This is a genomic window from Brevibacterium permense (assembly GCF_025506275.1).
Classification (GTDB): domain Bacteria; phylum Actinomycetota; class Actinomycetes; order Actinomycetales; family Brevibacteriaceae; genus Brevibacterium; species Brevibacterium permense_A.
Genome location: NZ_QYCP01000001.1, coordinates 101,700 through 123,556, shown reverse-complemented (window position 1 = coordinate 123,556; position 21,857 = coordinate 101,700). Strand labels below are relative to the sequence as shown.

Genomic DNA, 21,857 nt, shown 5'->3' with positions numbered 1-21,857 from the left:
TTGTTGCTCGGAACACTAGCATGTAGTTCGGGTCACATCAAGGCAGTTGTTGGCGGCTGTGTGGGTCGAGGAGGGTGCGACGGCCGGAGTGACGGTGCGTCAGGCACAATGAGACATGCCTGCCGACAATATTCCAGAGAGCCACGGTACGGATTGCGGCACAGTGCGGACGTCTGAAGCAGTACGGATGACAAAGGGAGACTCATGGCGAAAGTGAGCATGCGCGAGGTCGCCGATCGCGCGGGAGTCTCGGTCGGCACGGTCTCCCACGTCGTCAACGGATCGTCGAAGGTCGCCGAAGCGACGGCGCGGAAAGTCAATGAGGCGATCGAGGAACTTGGCTTCGTGCGCAATGCCGCGGCCAGGCAGCTGCGATCTGGGCACAGCAATAGTCTCGGCCTCGTCGTGCTCGATACGTCGAACCCTTTCTTCGCCTCTGTTGCGCATGGTGCCAGGCAGGCTTGTGATGAGGCCGGATTGGCGCTGCTCATCGGGGACTCCGGTACTGACGAACAGCGTGAGGGGAAGTACCTCGACCTCTTCGCCGAACAGCGAGTCAATGGTCTGCTCGTTACTCCGACCGGCTCGGATCTGTCGCGCCTCGAATCGATCGCGTCTCGGGGCACTCCCGTCATGCTCGTCGACCGTGACTCGAATGGCTATGCACTGTCCTCGGTGACGGTGGACAATATCGCCGGAGGGCGGATGGCGCTCGACCACATCATTGCCGGAGGCTGCATACGACCGGTCTTCATCGGGGGACCGCAGTCGCTGCCGCAAGTCGCCGATCGCTTGGCCGGAGCTGCGGAGAGGGCGCATCAGTCCGGACTTGATCTGCCGGTGTACAGCACCCCGGAACTGACGATCCTGGCGGGGCGCGATGCGGGCGAGAAAGTCGTCGGTCTGCCGGCAGACCGACGACCCGATGCGGTCTTCTGCGCCAATGATCTGCTGGCGGTCGGTTTCATGCAGGCCGTCATCATGTTCAGCGACCTGCGCATCCCTGATGACATTGCGATTCTCGGCTATGACGACATCGACTATGCGTTCTCAACGATCGTGCCGCTGACATCGGTCCGGCAACCGGCCGCGATGGTCGGGCGGACGGCGGTGGAGACACTCCTGCAGGAGAACGCATCGGCGTCGGGCGATCATCACGATCGCCGGTTCACCCCGGAACTCGTGGTTCGGGGGTCGACCCGACCGGTGTGAGCAGGTGTTACGCGGAGTGAGCGAACACCTCGGCGAGGTCAAGGCCGAAGCTCAGCGCCAGGTTGAGCACGATGCGGGCCCTGCGGGCATCGAGGATGCCAGCGGGCACGAGTCCCGCTTCGAGCAGGCCGATCTCTCCTCCCGGATAGCCGTAGGTGCGGTGCAGGCTCGCACCCGAACCGGTGCGTGAGGCCAGCACCACGGGCATCCTCTCCGCCAGTCGAGCCACAGCGGGCAGCAGCTCCTCGGGGACGTGGCCGCCGCCGACCCCGGAGACCACGGCGCCGTCGAAGCCGGAACCGGCGATGAGATCAAGGGTCTCCTCCGGTTCGCCCATCCCCACCTCGGCGAGGGCGACCTTGCTCAGCTGAGACGGACGGGGAAGTCCGGCGAACGGTGATTTCGGAGGCTGGGGCGCGTGCGGGAGATGGAGATCGTCTTCGCTCAGCCATCCGATCGCGCCGAGGATGGGCCCGGAGGAGAACGCGGCCGTCGAGGTGGTGTGCGACTTCGTCACGAACCTCGGATCGTGGACCTCGTCATTGAATACAAGGGACGCAGGCAGGTTTCTGACCTGGTCGGACAGGGCAGTGAGGGCGGCAGAACGGACATTGGCGGGGCCGTCGGCTCCGGGCAGGGTCGGATTGCGCATGGCCCCGGTGACAGCGATATGAGTGCTCGAGTCATTGAGCAGCCAGAGCCCGAACGCGGACTCTTCAAGAGTGTCGGTGCCTTGGGTGAGGACGATTCCGTCGGCCCCGGACGTACGGGCGAGCTCGACGACGTCGAAGAGCATCTCGAGGGTGACATTGGCGCTCGAAACCTGCGCAACCTGAGTGAAATCGGCCTGCAGATCCGGCCAGACCTGATCGAGTCCCGCGGCCGCAGCGATCTCCGCGCCGCTGAGCGCTGGAGCAACCCCACCTGATGCATCGGCGGTCGACGCAATGGTCCCGCCGAGTGCGGCCAAGAGCAGGTGAGGGGCGGTGCGTGGCGGAATCTCAGGCATGATTCGAGTCTAACGTCAGTTCCTACGTCAGTGGCCTTTGCTAGTCTCCACGCATGGACCCCGCCACCGTGCTCCGCTCGGCCCACGACCAAGCCATGCAGTACCCCTCGGTCGAGCTCGACCACCCATTCGGACCGGACAATGCCGTGTACAAAGTGCGCGGGAAGATGTTCATGATGGCATACGAGCTGCGGGGAGTTCCGAGTCTCAACCTCAAGATCGATCCCCTCGACGGTGAGGTGCTGCGCGACGCCTATGCGGAGATCTCACCCGGCTATCACATGAACAAGAAGCACTGGATCACCGTCGCTGGGGAGGGAAGCGATGACGGCGGCGAACCCGGCGCCGCAACGGCCGGCGTTCGTCTCGATCCCGACCTTCTCCACGACCTCGTGCTCGAGTCCTATTGTCTTGTCGTGGCCAAGATGCCCAAGAAGGACCGACCTGTTGACCCTGACACCTTCGGAGGGAGGATCGACAGCCGTTGACCTCACTCGACTCGCGAATTGGCGCGCACCCGCCTAGGCGCAGAGAATAGTCCCTATGTCCGCCCTGTCATCCGCGCTCGCCTACCGGCGACTGCTCGAATCGAATGCCACCCTGCGCATGCTCCGGGCCGACAACCTCGCTGTCATGGCCGGAACCCTCGATGCCCACCTCGGCAAGCCCGGCACCAGGATGAACACCGAGGATCTGCACGAAAGCATCGACGCCGACCTCGAGGAGCTCCGCGACCACTTCGACCTCTCGCTGCGGACAGCGAAGGCGTACTGCGATGACTGGCGTCGCGCCGAAATCCTCGTCCGCCGTCCCGCCACCGCCGCCAGAGGCGAAACCTACGAACTCTCCGCCGCCGGCTTCGATGCCATCCGCATGCTCGAGCAGCTGCGCACCCCACCACAGACCGCCACCGAATCCCGGCTGGTCAGCCTCGCCCAATCCGTGCGACAGCTGGCCATCGACACCGACCCGGACAGCTCTCGCCGCCTCGCCTCCTTGCGCGCCGAACGCGACCGCATCGACGCCGAGATCGCCCGTGTGCGCCGCGGTGATCCGCGCTCCGTTGTCCTCGACAGGCGCCGCGCGAACGAACGCGTCTCCGACATCCTCCAGCAGGCGCAGGGACTGCCCGCCGACTTCGCCCGCGTGCGCGCCCGCTTCGAAGAACTGAATCAGGAACTGCGGGTCTCGATCCTCGCCGCCGAAGACTCCCAGTCCCAAGTACTCGACGAAGTGTTCCGCGGCGTCGACCTCATCGAATCCTCCGACGAAGGTCGGACGTTCTCGGCGTTCTCCGCCCTCGTCCGCGACCCCGAACAGTCCGCGGCCTTCGACGACGACATCGCCGCCATCCTCGACCGGGACTTCTCCGCCACCCTCTCTCTGGCCACCCGCCGTTCCCTGCGCACCCTGATGCGCCAGATGAAGGACGGGTCCCACGAGGTTTCGGACATTCTCACCGAGTTCGCTCGTGGCCTGCGCCGCTACGTCCACTCCCACGAATTCCAACGCGACCGCGTCATGCGCACTCTCCTCCAAGAGGGTCTCGCCGCGGCCGCACCCGTGTCGCAGGAGCTCAAACCCTACGACGAGATCGGCATCGACCTCGAACTCTCCAGCGTCTCACTCGGCAGCGTCGGCGAGGTCATCCTCCACGACCCCGAGGAGTTCAACGCCGGAGCGGAACTCGGCGAGGCCACGGACTCCGAGATCGACTTCGCCGAACTCATCGCTGTCGCCCGCGAATCCGAAATCGACTTCGCCGAACTCACCGAGAACATCAACTCCGTCGTCACCTCCACCCACGAGGCCTCCGTCGCGGAGGTGCTCGAAACCTTCCCCGCCACACAGGGACTCGCCAGCGTCGTCGGCCTGTTGTCCCTGGCCAGCACCTATGGCCACGTCGATGTCGGCAACCGCGAAATCCTCACCTGGGCCGGCGTCGACGGCATCGTCCGCACTGCCGCGATCCGCCGCCACTACTTCACCGAAGGCGTCACCCTATGAGCCCCACCCACCACGACAACGACACAGCCCCCGGGGTCGCCTCGGTGATGGAATCCACCGACTCCGCGGACGACCTCAGCCACAACCCCAGCGGTCTGTGGTCCGGTGACACCGGAACGCTGGGAGAGCGCACCCGCCGAGTGCTGCTCGAACTGCTCAAAGGGCCGTATGTGTCTGGGACGCAGGCCCCGCAGCTGTGGGCAGCCCTCGTCGCGGACGAGAGCCTCGTCCGTTCGCGCCTGCACGATCTGTTCCTCGACCTCGTCATCGACCGGGTCGACGAATTCGCATTCACCCGCAAGATCGTCACCGACGAGATCGACGCACCCGCCGCGGTGCGCAGCGAACGACTCACCTTCCTCGACACGGCAATGCTGCTGGTGCTTCGGCAGCTGCTGTTGGCCGCGCCGGGAGAGAAACGCGTCATCGTCGATCGCGAAGAGGTCTATGAACGCCTCGCGATCTACCGCACAGGGGACGAATCGACCTTCCAGCGCAATCTCAACGGCGCGTGGTCGCGGATGAGCAACCGACTGCGTGTGCTCCACAAAGCCGGTGAAGACCGCTTCGAGATCTCTCCGATGGTGAAGTTCCTCATCGACGAGGACCGCGTGCGCGAGCTCATCGCCGTCTACGAACGCATCGCCGCTGGTGAGACCGGTGCCGGAGAAATCGACGCTGACGAGACCGATGACGGTGAGGACTCCATCGCCGAGACGGTCGTGGACAACACCGACACCGACGCATCCGATGCCGATATCGACATCGACGCCGACACCGAGGAGGACGAAGCGTGACAGAGGCACTCTTCCCGCTCGACGCGGCGTTCGTCGCCGACCAGGCGCGTGCTCGCGGAGCGAACCGACCCGACGTCGGCAGCCAGTGGCGCCTGAGCGAGATCCAGATCGCGAACTGGGGCACCTTCGACGCCGACATCCACCGCATCCCCGTCTCTCACAAGGGTCACCTCATCACCGGGCCCTCGGGCTCGGGCAAGTCCTCCCTCCTCGACGGAATCGCCGCCGTGCTCACCCCGGACAAGTGGCTGCGCTTCAACGTCGCCGCTCAGACCGCGGGCGCTCGCCTCGACCAGCGCAGCCTCGTCAGCTACGTCCGCGGGGCCTGGACTCGCACCGCGGATTCCGAAGAGGACCGGGTCGTCAGCAAATATCTGCGTCCGCGCGCCACCTGGAGCGGAATCATCCTCCGCTACGACAACGGCAGCGACAAGCCCCTGTCGTTGGCCCGACTCTTCTTCATCAAGGGTTCGGGCACGAAGGCGACGGACCTCTCCGACGCCTGTGTCCTCGAGCGCGCGGACCTCGACCTCTCCGACCTCCAGCACTATGCGCGCTCCGGACTCGAGACCCGCAAACTCAAGGCCGATCATCCTGATGCGGTGGTCACCTCGAACGGCCACCACGGGAAGTTCTATGCACGGATGCGCAAGACCTTCGGCATGGCCGACGAGTCCGCACTCCAGCTGCTGCACAAGACACAGTCGGCGAAGAGCCTGGACAGCCTCGACCGGCTCTTCCGAGACCATATGCTCGAAAGTCCGGTGACCTTCGACCTCGCCGAGACCGCCGTCGCCCAGTTCGGTGACCTCAAGGACGCTCATGACCATGTCGTCGAACTGCGCAAACAGCGCGACCATCTGCTGCAGCTGCGCGAAGCCGCCTCCCGATTCGAGACCGCCAACGACATCGCCGCGAAGTCGATCGCGCTCAGCGAAGCTCTGCTGCCGTACCAGAAGCGGCGCGAGCTCGATATCCTCCGCACCGACCTCTCGGCGCTGACCAGACAGATCGTCGAACTCGAAGTCGCCGCCGACCGCGCCAAACGCGACTTCGACGCTGCCGTCGACGAATACGACTTGGCCAGACGGGCCACTTTGGAGCTCGGCGGGTCCGAGGCCGAACACCTTCAGCAGCGCATCGACACCGCCGAAACCGAACGCCGCGCCATCGCCGAACGTTGGTCTGGGCTGGCTCGTCAGCTTGAGCAGGCCGGCATCGAGCACGCCCCGACCACGGCCGCCGAATTCGCCGAACTGCAGGCTCAGATCGCCTCCAGCCTCGACGACGACACGCAGGTCGCCGGACCCAGCCACGCCGATCACGACCGGTTCTCCCAGGCGAGGGCGAAGGTGCGCGAGCTCGAAGGGGAGATCGAATCCCTGCGGCGGTCCGGATCGACCGTGCCGAACAACCTCATGACGATCAGGTCCGAGCTCGCTGCCGGCACCGGACTGAGCGAGAAGGCGCTGCCGTTCGCAGCCGAACTCATCGAAGTCGACCCCGACGAGGCCCGGTGGACGGGTGCTATCGAGAGGGTGCTGCGCCCCATGGCACTGACCGTCCTCGTCCGTTCTGAGAACCTCTCGGCTGTGCGCACGTGGGTGGATTCCCATCGTATCCGCGGCCGCCTTGTCTTCGAGGAGATCCCGCGCTCAGTGCCGAGCCCCCGCCCTGTGGGCAGTGAGAAGTCGCTGGTCAACAAGGTGAATGTCAGCGACACCGGCTTCGGCGTCTGGGTCCGGACCACCTTGTCCGAACGCTTCGACTTCGCCTGTGTCGACCACCCGGACGAACTCGACGACCATCCGCGCGCCGTCACCGTCAAGGGCCAGGTCAAGACCTCACGCACCCGTTACGAGAAGGACGACCGGCGGGCCATCGACGATCGCAGCCAATGGGTCCTCGGCGACCGCGAAGCGAAACTCGAAGCCCTCGTCGAATCCCTCAAGGAGGCTCAGTCGGAACTGGCCGCGGCCGAACAGGTGGTCGCGGCTGCTGACGCCGAAACCGCACGGGTCCACCGTCGCCGCGGCCTCCTCGCCGGTATTCGCGAACAGTCCTGGCGCGACGTCGACCGAGACGGAGCGGCCGAGAAGGTCGCGACTCTCGAGCGGCAGCTGGCCGAACTCGAAGATGCCGACGGAGACCTGCAGCAGGCGATCGGTGCCGAACGTGAGGCGAAAGCAGTCAAGGACGCGGCCGAGACAGCGAAGAACGACGCCGACTATGCTCTGCGCCGAGCGAACGAGGAATCTACGGGTCTGCGCTCGAACATGACCCGGATCGAAGACGACGTCAACTCCGGTCGGGTGGCGGAAGTCGAGGGCCACCTCGGCGAACAATTGGACGAACGGTTCCGGAAGATCCAACGCAGCATCAAGCGGGAGAACCTCGCCGAGGTGGGCCAGCAGGTCTCGCAGGTGCTGCAGGAGGAGAAGGACCGGGCGCAAGCCGATGCAAGTCGGTCGGGGCAGTCCGTGACTCGGTTGGCTGCCGAGTTCAAGGCCGCGTGGCCGTCTGTATCGTCCCAGCTCACTGCGGAAGTCGATGATCGTCGCGCGTACCTGTCGATGCTCGACGAGATCCTCGCGCACGGCTTGCCCGATCATGAGAACCGTTTCCGGGATCTGCTGCAGCAGCGGTCCCGGGACCTCATCGGCGAACTCCTCAACGAGATCCACGCCGCCCCGCGTGAGATCGAGGATCGGGTCGCGCCGATCAATTCGTCCCTTCTGCGGTCGCAGTTCGACGAGGACCGGTACCTGCGGCTGAAGGTCAAGACCCGGCGGTCCGAGACCGTCAACGCCTTCATCGCCGATCTCCGGCTCGTGGCGAGCGGCAGCTGGGGTGAGGACGATATGGAGACTGCGGAGAGGAAGTACGACACCCTCGCCGAGGTGATGCGCCGATTCGCGTCCAGCGAGCACGTCGACAAGGTCTGGAAGACCCAGTGCCTGGACACACGCCTGCACGTGAGCTTCCTCGCCGAGGAGATCGACGATCATGGTCGTGCACATGCCACCTACGATTCGGGTGCGGCGATGTCCGGTGGTCAGCAGCAGAAGCTCGTGATCTTCTGCCTGGCGGCAGCGCTGCGCTATCAGCTCGCCGACCCGGATGAGGCGATCTCGAAGTACGGCACGATCATCCTCGACGAGGCCTTCGACAAAGCGGATACGCGGTATACGCGTATGGCCTTGGACATCTTCATCGAGTTCGGATTCCACATGGTGCTGGCGACTCCGCAGAAGCTGCTGCAGACGATCGAACCCTATGTGGGAGCGGCCACATCGATCGAGAATCCGAGTCGGCAGAAGACCCTGACCTCGACGATGGTGTGGGACGAGACGGAGCTGGACGGGGCTGGAACTGAGTCGGTCTCGGAGTCAGAGTCGGCCGACGGCGCGGACGAGGAGTCGGCTGGACCTGGTGGGTTAGGTGATTCCAAGGGTTCGGACAGTTCCGAGAGCGTCCGTGTGGCCGGTGAAGTCGAGCTTGAATTCGAGGAGTCGGACGCCCGATGACGATGCTCTCTGTCGCCGAGGCCCGGACGAAGGCACGCGCTCGCCTGAATTCGTCCATGGCCTCGTGGGCGGCGGAGGCGACAGGTGAGGTGCGTGTTGAGATCGCCCTCAAACCACCGACGGAGAAGCAGGTGCTCTCCGATCAGGCTGCTGCCGCCGACTGGGCCGGCAGTTGGCGGGCGGTCCGGGAGGTTGCGGGGGCGGCAGCCGAGGGCGCACCTGCAGACCTCGAGATCGATTGGGAAGAACGCAGCTGGGGCCGCGTCGGCAGTCAACGCGTTCCGGTCCGACTGCGACTGCTGACCCCTGATGCTGTGGCCGCTTACGTCGGCGGCGACACCGCTCGAGAATGGCGGAGACTGCGAGACCGTGCCGTCAGCATCCGGCAGCGACTCGGGTCCGTATCGAACGGCATCGCGGCGACTCGCGACGCGGACGCGGAGGTCAGCTCGGACGGGGACTCCCTTGCCGCGGCGATACGTTCCCACTCGAAACGGATCCTCTCCTTGTCCGACGCCGCATTCGTTACTGTCATCGACGTCGTCGACTGGCTGTGCACCCATCCGCTCGGATCGCTGCGACCCAGACAGCTGCCCATCCGCGGGGTGGACTCGAAATGGTTCGAGACCCACCGCAGCCTCGTCACCGCCCTGCTCGGAGGGATCGGCCAGGCCGATGCGGTGACCGTCCTCGACGCCGAACCGCGACTGCGCCTGCGTATCCTCGACGGGACCCTGATCGGCGCCGTGGATCATGAGGTCACCGTCGATCGCACCTCGGTCAGAGCAGCCGCCGTGCCCCTCGACGATGTGACCGCTCCGATCTCCCAACTCGGTCGACTGCCCATATCGCCGAGGCTGGTCTTCGTCTTCGAGAACCTCGAATCCGTGCTCGCCATGCCGGAATGGCCGGGTGCCGTGGCCGTACACGGCTCGGGCTATGCCGTCAACGGGGTCGCTCGATTGGACTGGATCGCCGGTACGCGCGTGATCTATTGGGGCGACCTCGACTCCCATGGTTTCGCGATCCTCAACCGCCTGCGCAGCCACCTGCCGGAGGTCGAATCCGTGCTCATGGACGAAGCAACACTGCTCACGCACCAGGATCTCTGGGTACCGGAACCGAAGCCGAGCACCGGCACCTTCGCGCATCTCACCGGCACCGAGGCACGTGCCCTCGAACGACTACATGCTGAAGGAGGCGTCCGGCTCGAACAGGAACGCATCCCGTGGGATATGGCTCTGAACCGGCTGCGGACCGCGGCTGAGATGGAGACCTCGGGTCACCTCAGCGAAGGAACAGGTCATGGCGTGGGAACGGAGCACCGCCTCGGGGAGGGCCTCGATGGCGACCGATAAGCCGCGCGGGGGACTGACCGCCCTCTGCGTCGCCGAACTGGTGTGCTGGGGTCTGCTCTACTACTCCCTGCCGGTGGCGGTCACCCCGATCTCTGACGATATGGGCTGGAGCCACACGACGGTGACGGCGGCGCTGACCGTCGGGCTCATCGTCTCAGCACTCATGGGACCCAGTATCGGGCGGATGCTCGACCGGCACGGCCCGCAGCTGATCATGGGTGCGGGTACGGCCATCGGAGTTGTCGCCCTCGGACTCGTCGCGATCGCGCCGAATCTCGCCGTGTTCTTCGCCGCCTGGATCCTCGCCGGATTCGCCCAGGCAGCGACGCTCTACCCACCGGCTTTCGCCGTCATCACCCGCTGGTACGGGGCGGAACGGACGAAGCCCCTGACGACGATCACGCTCGTCGGCGGGCTCGCATCAACGGTCTTCGCCCCGATCATCGCCTGGCTCATCGACAGCCTCGGCTGGCGGGGAACCTACGGACTGCTCGCCGGACTGCTCGCCGCACTCGCACTGCCGATGCACCTGTTGTTCCTCAACCGCACCTGGACCGACGAGGCGGCCGCATCCACGGTCAAGCCGAGCCGGGCCGAACTGCGCCGAATCACTCGACACCCGCGCTTCATCACCCTGCAGATCACGGTCGCGATCGCCACGTTCACCCTGTTCGCGGTGACGATCAACATCATCCCGCTCATCATCGAACGCGGTGCCGACTACAGTCTGGCGGCCATCGCCCTCGGCCTCGTCGGCTTCGGTCAGGTGGCAGGACGATTCGGCTACCCGGGTCTGGAACGGCACTCGTCGACACGGTCGCGGACGGTCATCCTCTTCGCCTCGGGCGCCGTCGGACTGTGGCTGCTCGCCCTGGTTCCCAGCCCGATCTGGCTGCTCATCGGCATTGCCATGCTAGCCGGTGGTGTGCGCGGCTGCATGACATTGCTGCAGGCCACGGCGGTCTCCGACCGGTGGGGGACGAGGAACTTCGGGGCCGTCAACGGCGTCTTCGTCGCGCCGATCACCGCGGGCACGGCGCTTGCGCCGGTCGCGGGTCCGGCGCTGGCCGGGGTACTCGGCGGGTACCCGATGATGGCGGTGACCATGGCCGGGCTGCTCACGCTGGCGACCCTGCTGTCGGCGCGGACGTGAATGGAGCTGCTCTGGTTCAAGCGTCAGGACGGTCGCGAGAGCACCCTCAGCAAGCGTGAGTTGATGAAGAGGCGGTCTCTGCCGACTTTGACGGTGTCCAACATCGACTGAGACACGAGCTCATTCAGCCATTTGGAAGCCGTTGGTCGAGAGACCTCACCGCGCTCGATGACATCGACGATTCGGCAATAGGGGCGCTCGAACAGAAGGTCGAGCATGTCGGAGTTGGCACCGATCGCTGTCTTCGCTTTCACTTCCAAGCGGAAGTCTTCCTGAAGTTCTTGGACCTTGTCGATGAGATCAAGCGTGAGGTTCGCTGTCTGTCGGACTCCTTCGAGCATGAAGAGAATCCACTCTTCCCACGCCGAATCTCTCGTGACCTCCAGCAGGAGTCGGTAATACTCATTCTTGTTTTCGATGATGTACCGGGAAAGATACAGCACCGGTTCCCGTAGAAGTTCGGATTCGATCAGCATGAGTATGTTGAGAATTCGTCCGGTCCGACCGTTCCCATCCGGGAATGGGTGAATGGCTTCGAAGTGGTAGTGAGCTGCCGCCATGACTACCAGGGGGTCGAGCTTGTGCTCCCCGTGTACAAAGCGTTCCCAGTCATTGAGTTTATCGGCGATGACGCTGGGGCCGTCCGGTGGAGTGTACCGAACAGTGTGTGCGATTGAGTCTCCGATGAATGTGCCGGGAAGATCGCGGATGTGCATGTCTCGGCCGTTGACGCTCGAACAGACCTGTGTTGCAGTAATGGTGGACAAAGGGCGAGAGTCCAGTGCGGCGATCCCTGTGTAGAGCGCGGTTCTGTAGCGAAGGGTCTCGCGTGTTGCAGGGTTGGCATGAGTGCTCTCTACCGAAGCAAGTTGGAACAGTTCATCTGTAGTCGTCACGATGTTCTCGATTTCCGAGCTCGCCTGTGCTTCGAGCAGTGTGACCGCGTTGAGCAGTATCGACGGATTGGGTAGGCGGTGCACCGCCTGATCGAGCGCGGCCAACCCGGCCCGTGCCTCTGTTGTCGCTTTGAGGACCTCACGGGATTCGAGCTTCTCAACCGGCGGTTCTCGCAGTTCATTGTATGGCTCAGTCGGTGTCCACATATGACAAGTCTATTGCCACGTTCATCGAACATGTAAAAAAATCGGAGAATTTTTTACACGTTTCGAAGATATGGCAAATTGCTTGACACATCATTCGGGCACTTCTGCGAACCTCCTGGCAAGCACCTCGTCGGAGGATTCCGTGCTGCGAACCCATCCGTCAGCGCCGCCTCGGCGGAGATATTCCCGCAGTCAAGGGTGAGGAATCGGACAGCATCGGCGGCGAATCCGGGTCTAGACTGGCAGTGCGGTCAAGGCCCCGAGCGCGGGGCAGCCCCTGCCGGGGATACGCATCAGCGCATCTCCGGCGTTCATGGTTCAACGGAAGGAAGTCAATGCCCACCGTCGCCAGAAACATCGTCGATACCCTCGTCGCCAGCGGAGTCAAGCGCGTCTACGGCATCCCGGGTGATTCGCTCAACGGATTTACCGATGCCCTCCGCGTGAACCCGCAGCTCGAATGGGTTCACGTCCGCCACGAGGAGGCCGCTTCCTTCGCCGCCAGCGGCGAGGCCGCCCTGACCGGTGAACTCGCGGTCTGCGCCGGCAGCTGCGGACCCGGCAACCTTCACCTCATCAACGGGCTCTTCGACGCCCAGCGTTCGCGGGTTCCCGTGCTGGCCATCGCCGCCCAGATCCCCAGCGACGAGATCGGCTCGAACTACTTCCAGGAGACCCACCCGACCGAGCTGTTCCGTGACTGCAGCGTCTACGTCGAGAACGTCTCCTCAGCCGAGCAGATGCCCCGACTGCTGCGCATCGCCATGCGTGAGGCCATCGAGAAGCGCGGCGTGGCCGTCCTCGTCATCCCCGGTGACGTCGGTCTGGCCGACATCGATGCCGCCGCCGAGGTGGTCAAGGCCTATCCGTCGCACATGATCCCCGCGGAGTCCCAGGTCGAAGCTGCGGCCAAGGCACTCAACAAGGGCAAGAAGACGACGATCCTCGCCGGTGCCGGCACCGAAGGCGCCCATGATGAGCTGCTCGCCATCGCCGAGAAGCTCCAGGCCCCGATCGTCCATACGATGCGCGGCAAGGAATTCGTCGAACCCGACAATCCATATGATGTGGGCATGACCGGTCTGCTCGGATTCTCCTCCGGCTACGCCGCGCTCAAGGACTGCGACACTCTGCTCATGCTCGGTACCGATCTGCCCTACCAGCAGTTCTACCCCGAGGACGCCACCGTCATCCAAGTCGATGTGCGCGGGTCCCAGATCGGCAGGCGCACGAAGGTCGACATTCCGCTTGTCGGAACGGTCGCCGACACCGTCGAGGCGCTGCTGCCGAAGATCAAGGCCAACCGCAGCAGCACGCATCTGAACTCCCTGACCAAGCACTATCAGAGGACGCGCAAGGACCTCGACGAGCTGGCCACACCATCCAAGCGGACGATCCACCCGCAGTACCTGACCCGGCTCCTCGACGAGATGGCCGATGACGACGCCGTCTTCATTCCCGACGTCGGATCACCCGTGGTGTGGGCGGCGCGCTACCTGACGATGAACGGCAAGCGTCGCCTCATCGGGTCCTTCAGCCACGGATCGATGGCCAACGCCCTGTCCCAGAGCGTCGGCGTGCAGTCGGCGTTCGAGGACCGGCAGACCATTGCGCTCGCCGGTGACGGCGGACTGGCCATGCTGCTCGGTGAGCTCATCACGCTCACGCAGAACAAACTGCCGGTCAAGACTGTCGTGTACAACAACTCCTCGCTCAACTTCGTCGAGCTCGAGATGAAGGCGGCCGGTTTCGTCACGTTCGGAACGGACCTCGACAACCCCGACTTCTCCACCATCGCCGAGGCGGTCGGGATCAAGGGCTTCCGTGTCGAGAAGTCCAAGGACCTGCCGAAGGTCGTCAAGGAGTTCCTCGCCTACCCGGGGCCTGCGGTCCTCGATGTCGTCACCGAACGTCAGGAGCTGTCGATGCCGCCGTCGATCACCGTCGAGCAGGCCAAGGGCTTCGCGCTCTACGCGATCCGCACGGTGCTCTCGGGCAAGGGCGACGAACTCATCGATCTCGCCCGGACGAACATCCGTCAGCTCTTCTGAGCTGAGTAAGGTCGCGCCGCCTGCGCCGCCTGCGGCGCCGGCGCAACCTGCCGCACAGCACGATAAGTGTGCGCAGATTGCCACTTGGGACACCCAAACGGGCAATCTGCGCACACTTGTCTTCGCGGAAGCAGGGCTCGACGGGGCCGGTCGGCTCGAAAGCACGATCAGCCCGAAGGCCCGCCAGCTTGGCCGAGCCTTTCAGCCCAGCCCAGCTCAGCTGTTCAGCTCTGAGGGTACGGCGCCAGGACCTGAGCTGTGGCGAGCGCTGCGGTCATCGCCTCATGGCCCTTGTCCTCGACCGAGCCCTCGAGCCCGGCACGGTCGAGTCCCTGCTGTTCGGTGTCGCAGGTGAGCACCCCGAAGCCGACGGGCTTGCCGGAGTCGATGGCGACCCGGTTGAGGCCGTCGGTGGCGGCTTGGCAGACGTAGTCGAAGTGCGGGGTGCCGCCGCGGATGACCACGCCGAGAGCGACGACCGCGTCGAAGTGCGGTGCCAGGCGGGCCGCGGCGACGGGCAGTTCGAAGCTGCCGGGCACGCGGATGAGCGTGGCTTCGGCTCCGGCCTCGGCGGCGGCGCGCTGGGCCCCGTCGACGAGTCCGTCCATGATCTGGGTGTGCCAGGAGGCGGCGACGATGGCGACGCGCAGGTCAGCGGCTTCGACGGTGAGTTCTGGTGCTCCGGAATGAGCCATGATCGTGTCCTTTGTTCGAAGGCTCCGCAGAGCCTGGTTCGTGTCTGTGTGGGTCGGATAGAGGGGGCGGCCCGCTCGCATATGGAGCCGGAAGCTCGCCGAGGCGGCTGCCGCACCCGTGGGTCCGTTCGGTCCCAGCGGGGCCGGATGTCCTCGCCGAGGCGGTTGCCGCTCGTCAGCTGGCGACGGCTCCGGCTGTGCCCGCGCCAGTGCCGGATGTGCCCGTGACCTCCGGCAGCGAGAGCACATGGTGCATGCGTTCGCGCTTCGTGGCCAGGTAGTGCGTGTTCTCCGGCCGCGCCGCGACCTCGAGTGGAACCACAGCTTCGACCGTGATGCCCAGCTCTTCGAGAGCCGAGGTCTTCGCCGGGTTGTTCGTGAGCAGGCGGATGCGAGTCAGCCCGAGTGAGCGCAGGATGGTCGCCGCGGCACGGTAGTCGCGGGCGTCGTCGGTGAACCCGAGATCCCTGTTCGCATCCACGGTATCCCGCCCCTGATCCTGCAGAGCGTAAGCGCGCAGCTTGTTGCTCAGCCCGATTCCGCGACCCTCGTGACCGGTCAGATAGAGCACCGCCCCACCGTGTTCGGCGATGAGGCCGAGCGCCAGGTCGAGCTGCTCACCGCAGTCACACCGGTGCGAACCGAAGACGTCCCCGGTCAGGCACTCCGAATGCAGCCGCACGAGAGGCGCCGGACCCGCTGCGTCAGAATCCGGGGACCCCGCAAACACGCCGAGGTGGTCATGCCCGTTGATCGTGAACGCGCGGGCCCGCAGGCTGCCGTGCTCCGACGGCAGAGCGACCTCCGCGGTCGCCTCAACCGGTTCGTCCCTGCCGGGTGCACCGGCGACGTTCACTGAGGCGGCCGCCTCAGTGCGGGAAGCATCCGCAGTCGATGACACGGCCGGGGCCGAAGACACGCCCGGGACCGCTGCAACGGCCGCCGGGGAGTCGTTCGACGCATCCGTGGCATGCAGCTCGAGGTAGGCGACGAGCTGTTCGATCGAGACCATGACGAGGTCGTGGGCGTCGGCGAAGTCGCGGACCGCGTCGAAGCGCATCATCGAACCGTCGTCGTGGACCACCTCGGCGATCATCGCCACCGGATGAGCACCGGCCAGGCGCGCGAACTCGACCCCGGCCTCGGTGTGACCCGGACGTTCGCGGACCCCGCCGTCCTTGGCGATGAGCGGGAAGATGTGGCCGGGCCGCGAGATCGCAGCCGGATCCGGATCGGCGGCGGCGAGGACTCGACCGGTTGCGGCGCGTTCGGCGGCGCTGATGCCCGTGGTCACCCCGACAGCGTCGCAGCTGACCGTGTAGGCGGTGCCCTTCGGATCCTCGTTGTCGGTGACCATCGGCGGCAGACGCAGGGACGCGGCTCGGTCGGCGGTCATGGGTGCGCAGATGACGCCCGAGGTGTGCCGGACGAAGAAGCCCATCGTCGTGGGATCGGCGAACTCGGCGGCCATGATGAGGTCGCCCTCGTTCTCCCGGTCCTCATCATCGACGACGAGGATGGGCCGGCCGGCGGCGACGGCTGCGATGGCCGCATCGATGGGATCGAGGCGGCTGGCGTGGGCGATGGGATCAGTCATGATCGACTCCTTGCTGGGTGCTGTTCGAAAGCGATGAGTCCGCCGAGGCGGGGCTCGAGTGAGTGGGGACCGCGTCGGCGGCGACAACTGCGTCACCCGCAGGGACGTGGTCGGCTTGGGTGCGGAAGGACAGGAGGCGCGCGGTGTACTTCGCGAGCACGTCGACCTCGACGTTCACGGCCGCGCCTACCGGCAGCTCGCCGAACGTCGTGTGTGCCAGGGTAGCCGGAATGAGGCCGACCTCCACCCACGCCGAGGATGCGCTCGGTTCGGACACGGCCGTCAGCGTCAGCGACACACCGTTGAGGGCGATCGACCCCTTGATCGCGGTCAGCGGTGCGAGGTCGTTCGGGATCCCGATGCGCAGGGTCGACCAGTCGGGTCGGTCGATGCGGTCGAGGAGTTCGCCGCGTCCGTCGACGTGTCCTTGGACGACATGGCCGTCGAAGCGCCCCGAGGCGGGCGTGCAGCGTTCCAGGTTGACGCGGTCGCCCGTGGTCAAGGCGCCGAGCCCGGTCAGGCGGAGGGTCTCGCCCATGACCTCGGCGGTGAAGAGGCCGGGGCATTGCTCGGTGGGCCGCCTCGTCGAAGTCAGGCAGACTCCGTTGACGGACAGCGAGCCGCCGAGGTCGAGGTCGGCGACGAGAGGGCCCGCGTCGATGGTGATCGCGGCCGAATCGTTCGTGTGCTCGATGGACTCGACGGTGCCGAGTTCTTCGATGATTCCGGTGAACATGTGACTCCAGATTCTTCAGGCGGTGGTCGGTGGTGGCTGGGGGAATGCGGCGACTACGTACCTGGTTCGGGGGAGCCGGTTTCGGCAGGTTCCGGATCCGCAGTTGTGAAGTGCAGCAGGAAGTCCGAGCCGAGCCGTGACACCGCCTGTGTCCCCGTGTCGTCGGGGATCAGCTGCAGCGCCTCGGACAGGGTGCCGATGTCCAAGCCGTCGACGCTGCTGCGGCCGGGGCCGATGAGAAGCGGAGCCTGATAGCAGAAGACCTCGTCGACGACCCCCGCGGAGAAGAACGCGCCCAGCACCGTCGGCCCGCCTTCGACGAGGAGATGGCGCACTCCTGCGGCGTACAGTTCGTCCAGGGCCGCACGGACATCGTGGGTGCGCAGCTGCAGAGTGTTCGGATTGAGGGCGAGAAACGATGTGACAGGCAGTTCCGAGGTGCCGAGCACGACGGGCCGCGGCTGGTCGTCAAGTGAGATTCCGTCCGGGCCGCGTGCATTGAGACGCGGATCGTCGGCCAAGGCGGTGCCGGTGCCGACGAGGATGGCGTCGACTCGGGCTCTGACCTCGTGAGCGTGTGCGCGAGACTCCGCGGAGGTGATCCACTGACTGGTTCCGTCGGCGGCGGCGACGGCCCCGTCGAGGCTCTGTGCGATCTTCGCTGTGACGAACGGGCGGGCCTCGGCCGTCGACCGGACCCAGCGGGAATTGAGAGCGCGGGAGTCCTCTTCGTGCAGTCGCGAACGGACCGTCAGTCCCGCCTCGGCGAGGGCCTTTCCACCGCCCGCGGCCAGGGGATTCGGGTCGGGGGAGGCGAAGACGACGGAGGGGATCGCGGCGTTGATGACCGCCTCGGTGCAGGGGCCGGTCCGGCCGTGGTGGGCGCAGGGTTCGAGCGTGACGAACAGCGTCGAGGTGGTCAGATCGATGTCGAGGTCGTGGGCGGTGGTGATTGCGTCCACCTCGGCGTGGGGCGTGCCCGCACCTCCGTGGTGACCGGTGACGATCTGCCCGTCGGCTGTCAGGATTGCCGCGCCCACCAGCGGATTCGCTCCGCGAACACCTTCGCGGGCCGCATTGAGTGCGGCGGTCATCGCCGCGGATTCGAGGTCCGTGAATTCCGCTGCGTCATCTGGCTGCGCGCCCATGAAAAAACCTCCCGAGCCTTCGCCGGGAGGGAGGATATTGCGGGTGCAACCATCAGGGCGTCTCATTCGCGTGCGACGGTGCGGTCGATTGCACCAGACACAGCGGCCGAGGCCACCATGCTCCTCCCATCCAGACTCTGACTGTCGGTTTCGGAATTTCACCGAATCAACCGTCTGCACGAATGCGAGCGGCTCGCGGACTATGACCGCCGGTACGGAATTTCACCGTCCCCGGAACATGTGAGGCCAGAGTAGCATGACCATCACCGAGGCGGCCGTGAGGTCCGTCACATGGTGGCATCCGGGCGGGGCGGGGCGGTTCTGCGTGCGGATGGGGAGGAGCGTCTCCGTGGTCCGGGCGGGCCGGCATTCGCGAGCGGCGGGAAGGCGCTCCCGGTGACCGTGATTTGCCGAAATGTATAACTTGGGTATATAAATAAGTTATGGATGATGTGGATTCGGCCGAACTCGTGTCGCGGCTCGTTGTCGTCTCGTCGCGCCTGACCAGAGCGTTTCGACGAGTGATCGGCAATGAGAACTCGCTGGCGGCGCTGCGTGCGCTCGCAGTCGTCGAGCAGTATCAGCCCGTACGGGTGGGCCATTTCGCGCAAGGATATCTGTGCTCTCAGCCTGCGGCGACGAAGCTCCTCGCCAAACTCGAAGAAGCCGGACTTGTCGTGCGCGAATCCAGTCCCTCGGACGGCCGCGCGTCGCAGTTCTCTCTCACCGATGCCGGACGGGCGAGGCTGGCGGAGAACCGATCGATCATGATCGAGCAGATGCAGCCCTACTTCGAGTCGCTGAGTGTCGAGGAGCGCCAGAGTGTCGATCGTGCGCTCGGGCTGGTCTCGGACTTCCTCAAGGACCGCCACCCGGTCGACGGCGTCGACGAGCCCGCCGACGAATCGGACTCCGACTCGGCCGCGGTCTAGCCGCCGAACACATCTCAGTTTTTCAACCACGCTTCCGAAGCGGACTTCGGAGCGGAACGCACCATAGGAAAGGGGACGCGACCAGCAGATGAGAGCGTCAGCAGACAACGAAACAACAGGGGACGAAACACCCGGCGATTCCGGGGCGGGAGCGTCGATCCTTCGCCAGCCACGTGCTGTCTGGGCGGTCGCGTTCGCTGCGGTCATCGCCTTCATGGGCATCGGTCTGGTCGATCCGATCCTGCCGGCCATCTCGGCCGAGCTCGACGCCACCCCCGCCCAATCGATGTTGCTGTTCACCAGCTATCTGTTCATCACCGGCGGAATGATGTTCTTCACGAGCTTCCTGTCATCCCGCCTCGGTGCGAAGACCACGCTGCTCATCGGTCTCGTCCTCATCGTCGCGTTCGCGGCTCTGGCCGGATTCTCCGGTTCCGTCGACCAGATCATCGGCTTCCGTGCCGGCTGGGGTCTGGGCAACGCGCTGTTCATCTCCACCGCTCTGTCGACGATCGTCGGTGCTGCGTCCGGTGGTGCTGAGAAGGCGATCATCCTCTACGAGGCGGCTCTCGGCGTCGGAATCGCCACCGGCCCGCTGCTCGGCGGTCTCCTCGGCGGGATCTCCTGGCGCGGACCGTTCTTCGGCACCGCAGTGCTTATGGCCATCGGCTTCATCGCCATCGTTGTGCTGCTGCCGGGAGGCACGAGCTCGAACGGGGCCTCGGCGGAGCCGACCAAGCTCAGCGCTACGTTCCGTGCGCTCGCCCGTCCGGGTGTGGCCATCCTCGGCGTCTCCGCTCTGCTCTACAACTTCGGCTTCTTCATCCTGCTGGCCTACAGCCCATTCCCTGTCGAGGCTGCCGCCGCGAAGCTGGGCATGGATGACTTCGGCGCCATGGGCCTCGGCTACGTCTTCTTCGGTTGGGGCATCTGCGTGGCGATCACCTCGGTGTTCGGCGCTCCCGTGCTGACCAAGCGGATCGGGCGTCGTCGCAGCCTCATCGTCACCCTGGTCGCACTGGCTGTGCTGCTGGGCGTGATGTCCTTCCTCGTCGAGTCGCTGGCCGGAATCATCGTCTGCATCATCGTGGCCGGCATGCTTCTGGGTGTGCTCAACACGGTGTTCACGGAATCGGCGATGGAGGTCAGCGACCTGCCTCGTCCGGTCGCCTCGGGGACCTATTCGGGTGTGCGTTTCATCGGCGGTGCCGTTGCGCCGATCGTCGCCGGTGCGGTGTCGGAGTCGATCAGTGCGGGATCTCCGTACCTCTTCGGTGCGGGGGCCGTGCTGCTGTCGGTCGTCGTCATCTCGCTCGGCTGGAAGAAGCTGCGTCGCGTCGACGGGCATATCGATGAGTCGCCGGTCGACGAGGCTTATGCCCTCACCGGAGGTGACGCCTGAGGCGGCGGCGAATCGCTGATCACGGCGTCCGAGGAATCATTCCTCGGGCGCCGTTTCCGTGTCCGGACCATGACAAATGAGTGAATCATGCGCTGTGTTGCAGATCTGAAACCGGTTCGACACATGATCGATGGAAAGCCTGGTGCAGAATAGATTTCGCGCTTCCTGAAGATCGGCTGATCAAATTCGGCTCATCAACGACGGAGCGCGATCGGAAACGTCACCTACAGATGAAGGTCATCATGTCCTACGACGCGAATGCAGCATACAACTCCGGCGCACCCGGTCAAGGAGCTCCCGGTGCCGCCGGCCAGGGCTACGGAGGGCAGGGCTTCGGTGGAGCACGACGCGGTGCCGCCAGCCCCGATGACCTCTCACTGCCGCTCTACGGCGCTTCCTTCGGCCAGGCCGTCAAGCGCTTCTTCAAGAACTACGTCAACTTCAAGGGACGCGCCTCGCGCAGCGAGTACTGGTTCGCCTACCTGTTCATTGGTCTGCTGATGATAGTTCCTGCCATCCTGTACTCCATCGGACTGGGGATGATGGGTGCCTCCGCATCGATGGCGGCGGCCGACCCATACGGTATGTCTGCAGCCGCAGGCCCGTCCGGTGGGTCGATTGCTCTGACCGCTATCGGCGGAATCCTCATGGGCATCATCGGTCTGGCTGTCCTCTTGCCGCAGCTCGCCATCTCGTGGCGTCGGCTCCATGACGGGAACTTCCCCGGTCCCATGTGGTTCCTGGGACTCATCCCCGGCGTCGGCGGGATCATCGTGCTCGTGCTGATGATCATGCCATCCAAGCCCGAGGGTCAGCGCTTCGACGTCTGATTTCGAGGTCTGACCGAGGCGCCTGTGCTCGGACGGAGCATCACGTCTAGTTGCTGACACGTAACACAGCTGCGCAGCCATAATGCCCCGTCAGTGTCATCTCGCATCATTGCAAGAGTGCGAGATGCCGCCGGCGGGGCGTTGTGCTGCCGGGAGGGCGCATTGCGAGTACCGGGGAGAGGTGCGACGTGTAGTGGGAATTGAGTTCGGCGGTGCCCGATGCGCGACTGCAATCCCCTCGCCGAGGAGGTCCGACGTCGGCGCCGATTGCCGGCTTTCTAATATGCCCCGCCGAGGAGG

At 65.2% G+C, this 21,857-nt stretch carries 17 protein-coding genes and 1 riboswitch; of the genes, 11 read left to right on the top strand and 6 right to left on the bottom strand.

What is annotated here, in order from left to right:
- Positions 1-204: 204 nt before the first annotated feature.
- Positions 205-1,212, top strand: a complete 1,008-nt coding sequence (locus D3I60_RS00530) for a LacI family DNA-binding transcriptional regulator (RefSeq protein WP_262774003.1) — start codon at positions 205-207, stop codon at positions 1,210-1,212.
- Positions 1,213-1,219: 7 nt separating this feature from the next.
- On the opposite strand, the gene D3I60_RS00525 is transcribed toward D3I60_RS00530, so the two are convergent.
- Complete coding sequence (locus D3I60_RS00525; RefSeq protein ID WP_262774001.1) at positions 1,220-2,221, bottom strand: asparaginase; 1,002 nt, start codon at positions 2,219-2,221, stop codon at positions 1,220-1,222.
- 53 nt (positions 2,222-2,274) lie between these two features.
- Here D3I60_RS00525 and D3I60_RS00520 point away from each other — a divergent pair, with 53 nt between their 5' ends.
- Genes D3I60_RS00520 through D3I60_RS00495 form a run of 6 tightly spaced genes read left to right on the top strand, consistent with a single transcriptional unit; the run spans position 2,275 to position 11,063 of the window.
- Positions 2,275-2,709, top strand: coding sequence for an MmcQ/YjbR family DNA-binding protein (locus D3I60_RS00520; protein ID WP_262773999.1), 435 nt, complete (start codon positions 2,275-2,277; stop codon positions 2,707-2,709).
- A gap of 55 nt (positions 2,710-2,764) precedes the next feature.
- Complete coding sequence (locus tag D3I60_RS00515) at positions 2,765-4,228, top strand: DUF3375 domain-containing protein (RefSeq protein WP_262773997.1); 1,464 nt, start codon at positions 2,765-2,767, stop codon at positions 4,226-4,228.
- A complete protein-coding gene (locus tag D3I60_RS00510; RefSeq protein WP_440588543.1) occupies positions 4,225-5,025 on the top strand; it encodes a DUF4194 domain-containing protein in 801 nt (266 codons plus the stop codon). The genes D3I60_RS00515 and D3I60_RS00510 overlap by 4 nt, the downstream gene beginning before the upstream one ends.
- The gene (locus D3I60_RS00505) at positions 5,022-8,552 is read left to right on the top strand and encodes an ATP-binding protein (protein WP_262773995.1); all 3,531 of its coding nucleotides are present in this window, start codon (positions 5,022-5,024) and stop codon (positions 8,550-8,552) included. Before D3I60_RS00510 ends, D3I60_RS00505 begins: the two co-directional genes overlap by 4 nt.
- Positions 8,549-9,910: a Wadjet anti-phage system protein JetD domain-containing protein gene (locus tag D3I60_RS00500; protein WP_262773994.1), complete on the top strand. Its 1,362-nt coding sequence runs from the start codon at positions 8,549-8,551 to the stop codon at positions 9,908-9,910. The genes D3I60_RS00505 and D3I60_RS00500 overlap by 4 nt, the downstream gene beginning before the upstream one ends.
- On the top strand, positions 9,897-11,063 hold the full coding sequence (locus D3I60_RS00495) for an MFS transporter (RefSeq protein WP_262773992.1): 1,167 nt from the start codon (positions 9,897-9,899) through the stop codon (positions 11,061-11,063). Before D3I60_RS00500 ends, D3I60_RS00495 begins: the two co-directional genes overlap by 14 nt.
- 23 nt (positions 11,064-11,086) lie before the next feature.
- Here the strand turns inward: D3I60_RS00495 and D3I60_RS00490 are convergent, their stop codons facing one another.
- On the bottom strand, positions 11,087-12,166 hold the full coding sequence (locus D3I60_RS00490; RefSeq protein ID WP_262773990.1) for a Fic family protein: 1,080 nt from the start codon (positions 12,164-12,166) through the stop codon (positions 11,087-11,089).
- Between the two features lie 335 nt (positions 12,167-12,501).
- On the opposite strand from D3I60_RS00490, the gene poxB reads away from it, so the two are divergent.
- On the top strand, positions 12,502-14,217 hold the full coding sequence (gene poxB / locus D3I60_RS00485) for a ubiquinone-dependent pyruvate dehydrogenase (protein ID WP_262773988.1): 1,716 nt from the start codon (positions 12,502-12,504) through the stop codon (positions 14,215-14,217).
- 224 nt (positions 14,218-14,441) lie between these two features.
- On the opposite strand, the gene ribH is transcribed toward poxB, so the two are convergent.
- From ribH to ribD, 4 genes are all read right to left on the bottom strand, one after another.
- Positions 14,442-14,912 carry a 6,7-dimethyl-8-ribityllumazine synthase gene (ribH, locus tag D3I60_RS00480; protein ID WP_262773987.1) on the bottom strand — a complete coding sequence of 157 codons (471 nt, stop codon included), beginning with the start codon at positions 14,910-14,912 and terminating at the stop codon, positions 14,442-14,444.
- Positions 14,913-15,087: 175 nt separating this feature from the next.
- Positions 15,088-16,509, bottom strand: a complete 1,422-nt coding sequence (gene ribA / locus D3I60_RS00475) for a GTP cyclohydrolase II (protein ID WP_262773985.1) — start codon at positions 16,507-16,509, stop codon at positions 15,088-15,090.
- The gene (locus tag D3I60_RS00470; RefSeq protein ID WP_262773983.1) at positions 16,502-17,245 is read right to left on the bottom strand and encodes a riboflavin synthase; all 744 of its coding nucleotides are present in this window, start codon (positions 17,243-17,245) and stop codon (positions 16,502-16,504) included. The genes ribA and D3I60_RS00470 overlap by 8 nt, the downstream gene beginning before the upstream one ends.
- Positions 17,246-17,298: 53 nt before the next feature.
- On the bottom strand, positions 17,299-18,393 hold the full coding sequence (ribD, locus tag D3I60_RS00465) for a bifunctional diaminohydroxyphosphoribosylaminopyrimidine deaminase/5-amino-6-(5-phosphoribosylamino)uracil reductase RibD (protein WP_262773981.1): 1,095 nt from the start codon (positions 18,391-18,393) through the stop codon (positions 17,299-17,301).
- Positions 18,394-18,507: 114 nt separating this feature from the next.
- A riboswitch (FMN riboswitch) is annotated at positions 18,508-18,636 on the bottom strand.
- A gap of 200 nt (positions 18,637-18,836) precedes the next feature.
- On the opposite strand from ribD, the gene D3I60_RS00460 reads away from it, so the two are divergent.
- From D3I60_RS00460 to D3I60_RS00450, 3 genes are all read left to right on the top strand, one after another.
- The gene (locus D3I60_RS00460) at positions 18,837-19,325 is read left to right on the top strand and encodes a MarR family winged helix-turn-helix transcriptional regulator (RefSeq protein WP_262773980.1); all 489 of its coding nucleotides are present in this window, start codon (positions 18,837-18,839) and stop codon (positions 19,323-19,325) included.
- An 88-nt stretch (positions 19,326-19,413) separates the two neighbouring features.
- The gene (locus D3I60_RS00455) at positions 19,414-20,727 is read left to right on the top strand and encodes an MFS transporter (RefSeq protein WP_262773978.1); all 1,314 of its coding nucleotides are present in this window, start codon (positions 19,414-19,416) and stop codon (positions 20,725-20,727) included.
- A 230-nt stretch (positions 20,728-20,957) separates the two neighbouring features.
- Positions 20,958-21,557: a DUF805 domain-containing protein gene (locus D3I60_RS00450; RefSeq protein ID WP_262773976.1), complete on the top strand. Its 600-nt coding sequence runs from the start codon at positions 20,958-20,960 to the stop codon at positions 21,555-21,557.
- Positions 21,558-21,857: the final 300 nt, after the last annotated feature.